Origin of the sequence: Pauljensenia sp. UMB3104, from assembly GCF_030217285.1 — a bacterium.
GTDB lineage: Bacteria > Actinomycetota > Actinomycetes > Actinomycetales > Actinomycetaceae > Pauljensenia.
This window is the reverse complement of record NZ_JASONN010000148.1, coordinates 1-326: the sequence shown is the minus strand read 5'-3', so window position 1 is coordinate 326 and position 326 is coordinate 1. Positions and strand designations below refer to the sequence as shown.

1 pseudogene is annotated in these 326 nt (G+C 57.1%); it reads left to right on the top strand.

From position 1 onward, the window contains the following. Positions 1-13: 13 nt before the first annotated feature. Positions 14-326, top strand: a pseudogene (locus QP415_RS11135) (acyltransferase family protein); the annotation flags it as partial.

Below are 326 nucleotides of genomic sequence, written 5' to 3'. Positions count from 1 at the left end.
GCTGATAGACCGATTGGATTCAACTGGTTCACTTGGGATCGGTCATTTCTGGATTCGACGTTTCAGGCGTCTTGTCCCGGCGGCGGTCACGACGTGTATTGGTGCGGGAATCCTTGCTCTGCTCAGCGGGACGGATGCGCTAGTTGCGCTCCCTCGCCAAGTCGTCGGCGTGCTCACCGGCACGTACAACTGGCTTGAAATCATCTCCGGCGCCTCTTACTTCGAGCAACAGTCGCCACTGCTCCTGACCAACGCATGGTCATTCGCCGTTGAACAGCAGTTCTACGTCATCTGGCCACTGATCCTCCTTCTTCTGGTTCGGCTAC